General features: G+C 50.1%; 8 protein-coding genes. 5 read left to right on the forward strand and 3 right to left on the reverse strand.

Annotation, left to right across the window (positions count from 1 at the left end; translation table 11 throughout):
• Both amrA and amrB read right to left on the reverse strand, forming a co-directional pair.
• Nucleotides 1-316 (reverse strand): AmmeMemoRadiSam system protein A (gene amrA, locus PHU49_12790; protein MDD5244883.1); only part of this gene is annotated, 316 nt, incomplete at its 3' end.
• Nucleotides 317-328: 12 nt separating this feature from the next.
• Nucleotides 329-1,159, reverse strand: a complete 831-nt coding sequence (amrB, locus tag PHU49_12795; protein ID MDD5244884.1) for an AmmeMemoRadiSam system protein B — start codon at nucleotides 1,157-1,159, stop codon at nucleotides 329-331.
• A 234-nt stretch (nucleotides 1,160-1,393) separates the two neighbouring features.
• Between amrB and PHU49_12800 the strand changes: the two genes are divergently transcribed.
• From PHU49_12800 to PHU49_12820, 5 genes are all read left to right on the forward strand, one after another.
• Nucleotides 1,394-1,834 (forward strand): RimK/LysX family protein, encoded by a 441-nt coding sequence (locus PHU49_12800; protein MDD5244885.1) that lies wholly within the window; start codon nucleotides 1,394-1,396, stop codon nucleotides 1,832-1,834.
• On the forward strand, nucleotides 1,831-3,360 hold the full coding sequence (locus PHU49_12805) for a 7TM domain-containing protein (GenBank protein MDD5244886.1): 1,530 nt from the start codon (nucleotides 1,831-1,833) through the stop codon (nucleotides 3,358-3,360). Before PHU49_12800 ends, PHU49_12805 begins: the two co-directional genes overlap by 4 nt.
• Nucleotides 3,357-4,298: an alpha-L-glutamate ligase-like protein gene (locus PHU49_12810; protein ID MDD5244887.1), complete on the forward strand. Its 942-nt coding sequence runs from the start codon at nucleotides 3,357-3,359 to the stop codon at nucleotides 4,296-4,298. Before PHU49_12805 ends, PHU49_12810 begins: the two co-directional genes overlap by 4 nt.
• Before the next feature lie 154 nt (nucleotides 4,299-4,452).
• Nucleotides 4,453-5,367 carry a hypothetical protein gene (locus PHU49_12815; GenBank protein ID MDD5244888.1) on the forward strand — a complete coding sequence of 305 codons (915 nt, stop codon included), beginning with the start codon at nucleotides 4,453-4,455 and terminating at the stop codon, nucleotides 5,365-5,367.
• Nucleotides 5,368-5,462: 95 nt separating this feature from the next.
• A complete protein-coding gene (locus PHU49_12820; GenBank protein ID MDD5244889.1) occupies nucleotides 5,463-5,885 on the forward strand; it encodes a CBS domain-containing protein in 423 nt (140 codons plus the stop codon).
• A gap of 32 nt (nucleotides 5,886-5,917) precedes the next feature.
• On the opposite strand, the gene PHU49_12825 is transcribed toward PHU49_12820, so the two are convergent.
• Nucleotides 5,918-6,741: fatty acid--CoA ligase family protein (locus PHU49_12825; protein MDD5244890.1), on the reverse strand; the 824-nt coding region annotated here is incomplete at its 5' end.

The raw sequence follows: 6,741 nt of genomic DNA on the forward strand, positions 1-6,741 counted from the left end.
TCATTGGTGTAAGGACAGATATTTCAACATCGATATCCTTCCATTCATTTATGTTGACGGGATTAAACCGGGGATCGTGGAATGCCGCCTGAATGGCCATCTCCCTGATGGTCTCATGGAGAGGCAGAAAACCCTTTATGTATCCTATGCAACCCCTTAATTCCCCCTTCTTTTTCACAGTTACAAAGGCGCCCCTTTTCTCGTTCAACGTTTCCGGTATCTCAGAAGATTTCTTATCGGTCCCGAAAAGAACGCCTTCTATTGTATCCCGTGCTATCCGTTTAAGCTGATCCTTTTCTTTTTCGGAAAGATCCATCGATGATACCTGTCAGGATTTGTAAAACACTGCCGACACATAGCCGACAACAGCACTTCTGTCACCGGAGACGTCGCCTGAATTTGCGTACTTCATTACCTGGCTGTGTTTCGCGCCAAGTTTATCCGATACCATCATCGTTGTGAGCATCGGCCCTGCGCCACATGCTTCGCCTTTACTCATATCAAGGTCTTTGATCATGCCTTGAACATCGAAATGTTCGAGATGATCGACAATGACACTGTCAAGCTTTACTGCTTCCGGATAAGGGTGATAGTGAGATAGATCAGTACTTCCAACGACGAGAAATTGCTTGTTGCCCTTCCGGATTACACTCTCAATGCAATCTGACAATGCGGTGCACAGATCAACGGTCTGTGTGCCCATGATCAGTGGAACAATGGTAAAATCTTTTAAAACAGACTGCAAAAAAGGGATTTGCACTTCAAGGGAATGTTCATCTTTGTGGGCTTCCGCAAATGGTTTTACCACAGCCGACGACCTTACAAGGTCTGCAACGGTCTCCTCATCGATCCCTGCCAGACCAAGTGGCGTCCTGTAGCTGCCCTTCTCCATAACGGCAACCCCTTCAAAATAGACCCTGTGACTTGGCGCCAGCACTATGACCGTATCGAATACCCTGTCCAGAATCGTCTTGAAACCATATGCCGCTACCTGCCCGGAATACACGTACCCTGCGTGAGGCGCAATAATGCCGGTAATCTGACCCGGTACAGGGGAAACGGCGGCGTTTTTGAGGTATTTTTCAACATCTTTTCTGAGCACTCCCGGGTCATCAGGATAAAACATGCCGCTTACTGCCGGTTCTCTTACAAAACCCATGGATTGCTCTCCTTAGACCTTATTCCTAAACCCTATTATACCACATATGGCTCACTATATAAACAGGACACGGAGCGGTTTTTTGATGAAATGAGGGTTTGATGTGATATAATCTTTTCTGTGCAAGGTCCGGCACAAGGAATATTTATAATAAATAACCGGAAAAATGGGATTGGGAAGATTCTCCTGTCCTTAACGCTCATACTATTATTATACATATCTTTCATGATGATCATGGAAAGAGGGGCTCGCGCTTCCGAGAAGATCAATATCGGGGTCATAGAGGATGTGATGCTTCTGCCATGGGGTATCATCCTCCCTGCACGTATCGACACGGGCGCCGCATCATCATCCCTCGATGCAAGGGATATAAAGATAAAGGGTAATACCGTCACATTCAAACTTGCGCCGCAATACAGCGGGACAGAATTGAGCCTTCCCATCGTAAAACATAAAACGATAAGGTCCGCCGAAGCACGTGAAAGAAGGGTCGTTGTGGAGCTTGAGATCTGTATAGCCTCAAAACGTCTTCGCACAAGGGTCAACCTGAATGATCGCTCCGGTGTTCAATATCCTATGCTCCTGGGCCGGAATACCCTAATGAATAATTTTGTCATCGACTGTACGCAGACAAAATGTACAGTCCCGAGCTGTCCGGGGGTGCAGCAGAAATGAAACGCCCTGCAGTCATGCTGGCGTTTGGTCTTTTCATCATCACCTCCGCGCTTCTTCTCTACCGGATCATGGTCCTCGGTTATCCAATCTTCCCGGCGGCACCGGGACGAGCTTTCCTGCTAAAGTTCGAGGGACACGTAAAAAGCAGCGGCAGCAATACAACCCTCTTCGTTGCTTTACCGTCGGAAAAACCTGGACAGATTATATCGGAGGAGTATTTCGGCTCCGGTTCGTTAAGCTTCACCCTCACCAGAAACATGTCGGGACGTTACGGAGTATGGACCGGACAGACAGGTCCTGATGGTGAAATTGCCTCATACCGTGAGATGATCCTGATGCGTCCCTCCGGCACTGCAAAGCTGAAGCCTCCTGCTCTGGAAAAATACCCGTCATCAATCAATAAAAACGATCAGGCAACTGCCGAAAGGATAACGGGCAGATTCCAATCCCTCCCTCTTCCGGGCAGAATCAGGTCCATCCTGCAATTCGTAAGGGACATCCGGGAGAAACCTCTTGCCGAAGGTCGCGAACGCGAGTTCCTTGAACGCATGGAAGGGAAATACGACCGGTCAATACTTCCCCTGACACTTTTCAGAGCGGCTTTAATCCCCGCGAGGATTATCGAGGGCATCAGGCTCACTGAAGGTATTACCACAAGACCTCTGACCTGGATCGACGTATGGAACGGGCGGAAGTGGGAAAGCGTCAGCATCGACGGGAAAGAGATACTGAAAGACCAGGCCTCGCTGTTAACCCTTACATCAGATGGCAAACCGATTGTTGATGTTTCCGGAGGAGAGATCAGTGATGTCCGCTGGGACATAAACCGACAGATCGTCGGCCAGTGGCGCCTCAATTATGAACATATCAGCCGTTCGGACCGGTTCCTTGATCGGTGGTCGCTTTTCCGTTTGCCCGCTGAATTCCAGCAGACCTTCCGTATCCTGCTTCTCGTCCCCATCGGCGCCCTTCTCATCTGTATACTCCGCAACATAATAGGCTTTCCAACGTTCGGGATATTCATGCCCGTCCTGATGGCGCTCTCCTTCCGCAATACCGGATTGGTATACGGACTTGCCATATTCGCAGGCGTCATCCTGATAGGTTATGCGGCGCGGCGCCTCCTTGACCGGCTTCGCCTCCTTCTGGTACCCCGCATGTCGGTGCTGCTGACGCTTGTCATTGTCTGCTTCACGCTCCTCGCCCTCTTCGGCAATAAGCTCGGGCTGCGTCAGGTTATGGCAGTTGGTCTGCTCCCTTTTGTCATTCTCGTTATGACCATAGAACGGTTCTTTGTCGTGGTAGAGGAGCACGGCGCCCGAACGGCATTACAGACCGCTGCGGGAAGTGCTGCAGTTGCCTGCATAACATACCTCATCATCAGTTGGGAGACCCTCCAGTTAACATTTTTTATATATCCTGAACTTCTTCTCGCAGTCGGCGCCCTGCAGATGCTTGTCGGCAGATATACCGGCTACCGCCTTTCAGAACTTTTCCGGTTCCGGGAATTCCACAGTCCCTCATGATAGCACGTCTGCTCCACGCACTGAACGAAGCGGGCGTTCTCGGCATAAACAGCCGTAACGCCGAGTATATCATGCGCTGCAATGCGCGGTCCCGCTACCCTCTCGTAGACAATAAGGTGCTCACGAAAGGACTTGCAAGGCAATACGGGATACCGACACCCGCGCTCTACAGCATCATCGAGAATCACGGCAGCCTCAAAAACCTCAAGGCAACGCTGAAGGATCTGAAGGAGTTTGTTGTTAAGCCTGCAAGCGGTTCGGGCGGAAGCGGCATCATTCTCATCGCGGAACGGACAGGGAACGGTTTTCTTACCCAGAGCGGGAGGGAGGTCAGCCTGGAATACCTGAGCTATCATATATCGGACATCCTATCAGGGATATTCTCCCTTCAGGGGCAGGAAGACCATGCGATCATAGAATCCCTTATTCACCCGGATGAGGTCTTTTCCGCGGTTACCTACCAGGGCGTGCCCGATGTAAGGATCATCGTTTACCGGGGTGTACCCGTGATGGCCATGGTTCGACTACCGACAAAGGATTCGGACGGAAAGGCAAACCTCCACCGCGGCGCGATCGGCGCAGGAATTGAACTGGGAACGGGAAGAACAATCACCGCCGTACATAAATCGCAGATCGTGACACTCCACCCCGATACAGGAAACCCTGTAAGCGGTATACAGGTGCCACACTGGGAAACAATGCTATCCATTGCCGTCCTGGCCATCGATATGACCGGCCTTTGTTACGTGGGCGTCGACATAGTGATCGACCGTGATCAAGGCCCCGTGCTTCTTGAATTGAATGCCCGTCCCGGCCTCGCTATTCAGATGGCCAACAGAAGCGGTTTACTGAAAAGACTCAAACACGTTGATACGGCACCGGCTGAGATCTTTGCGACACCGGAAAAACGAATCGCCTGGGCGAAAGAAAACCTGTGAAGGCAGCGGAGAGCAAAGGGCAGAGAGCAGAGAGATAATACTGAAATATGTTCAATGTTCTATGTTCAAGGTTCAACGTTAAGACCAGGCAGACAAGATATACCAAATGAACCAGATAAAACGGGTTTCGCAGACCGTACATGGGAGACAGAAAATGAAAAATTTAGTTCCGAAAAGGTCGGCAGCGATCATACTGCTGAAAGAAGACGCTGAAGGGCTGAAGGTCTTCCTTGTAAAGCGGATGGAACGACAGACATTTATGGCAGGCAGCTATGTCTTTCCGGGCGGTATTACGGATATACAGGACAAGGATCAAAAGACCTTTGCCCGCTGCAGGGGCGTTGTTCCCGCAAGGGCGAAAGAAATACTCGGCGGAACGCTTTCAGAAGAGGAGAGTCTTGCCTTCTGGGTAACGGGGGTCAGGGAGCTTTTTGAAGAGGCAGGGGTACTCTTTGCCGCGGACAGGACCGGTGAGACCGTTGCCAATGAAGACACGCCGGTTCGGGAACGTTTTGATAATTACAGAGACCTTCTTCAGAGAGGTAAAATGACGCTCGTTCACCTGGCAGAGAAGGAAGACCTTATCTATACCCTCGATCAGTTCGTCCACTTTGCCCACTGGATCACACCCGAGGGGAAACCTGTCAGGTTCTATACACATTTCTTTATCGCCGCCATGCCTGAAAACCAGAGCGCATCGGCTGACGGGGAAGAAACAACGGACGGACGATGGATCGCCCCACGGGACGCACTGGAAGAAAACCTCAATGGAACTATGATACTCATGCCGCCTACCATTGCAACCCTCGAAGACCTTGCCCGTTTCGAAAGGATCGATGAAGTTCTCCTTTCATTGAAAGACAGAAAAACATCAAGGCCTATCCAGCCTGTCTCCGTGGATATACCTGACCAGCCGTTCGTCACCTTCCCCTGGGACCCTGATTTCGAACAGTATAAAAAGGGGGACATACCGGGGATCATCGACCACGGCAGACCTTCAATTCGATCAGATGTCACCACCCGTGTCCTCTTCAAAAACGGTCTCAGCCTGCCGTATTGTAAAAGGTAAACCGACCATATTTACTTTTAGTTGCAGAAAAAAGTTATCGGGTATATAAATAATAGATACATTCAACCAAAACACTTCAAAGGTGGGGGTAGATTATGCAGACCGTTAAAGAAATTCTTCATGTGAAAGGACACGAGGTTTGGTCAATATCACCATATGTAACTATGTTTGAAGCGCTGAAGCGTATGGCTGAAAAGGAGGTAGGCGCGCTCGTTGTTATCGATGGTGGTCGGGCAGTTGGGATCGTTACAGAAAGGGACTACGCAAGAAAGCTCGTCCTCCATGGAAAGTCATCGAAGGATACAAATATAAAAGAGATTATGGCTACAAAGCTGTATTCTGTAAAACTTGAAGACCCTGTTGACCATTGCGTCAAACTCATGGTGGCAAAACATGTCAGGCATCTTCTTGTATATGACGGTGCAAAATTAACCGGTATCCTGTCTCTCAAGGATCTGGCAAAAACCCTTATACCGGGAGGAGAAAACTGGGCATCACCGTCTGTTATGGATACGTGATATGTAGTCGTTCAACGTTCAAAGTTCTATGTTCAAGGTTTCTTCTTCTCTTTTTCCATTTTGCGCTTTTCTTCGTCCCTTATCTCGCGCCTTAAAAGCTTGCCCACCTTTGATTTGGGGAGCATATCCCTGAACTCTATATAACTGGGGACTTTGTATGCCGCAAGCTTGTCGCGGCACCATCTGAGAAGTTCGGCGCTGCCGATACCCTTGGCGTCCTCCTTCAGGACAACGATGGCCTTGATCCTTTCGCCGACCTTCGGGTCAGGGATACCGATAACGCAGGCGCCGATGACCGTGGGATGGTCCTGAAGGACTGCCTCCACTTCCGACGCGGAGACCCTGTACGCCTTGTGTTTGATGATATCCGCGGTCCTCTCAACGAACTCAAGTTCTCCGTCCTCGTTCATCTTCACGAAGTCGCCCATCCTGTAATAGGTCTCTCCGTCGATCTGGACATAAGAATAACTCGTCTCCTCAGGTTTATTCAGGTATTCCTTGATCGGGTATGGGGAGGTAACGCAAAGTTCGCCGAGTTCTCCGGGCGGGAGTTTTTCCAGCGTTTCCCGGTCCACAACGATTGATTTTCTCGTCTTGAGCGGTTTTCCTATAGTCGTCGCGGAAGGCTCTTTGGTCAACGGGCTGTAGGCAACATGGCCTATCTCTGTTGAGCCATAGACCTGGTACAGCGGCACCTCGTATTTTTCCTTCCAGGTCTTGAAGACCTCCACGGGCAGGACATCGCCTCCACAGTAACAGTACCGCATTGAACTGAGATTATACTGATCGAGGCGGTCATTCTCCAGTATCATCCGGTACAGGGTTGGGACACCAAGCATCCATCTTGCCTTATAAC

The organism is Syntrophorhabdaceae bacterium (genome assembly GCA_028713955.1).
Lineage (GTDB): Bacteria > Desulfobacterota > Syntrophorhabdia > Syntrophorhabdales > Syntrophorhabdaceae > UBA5609.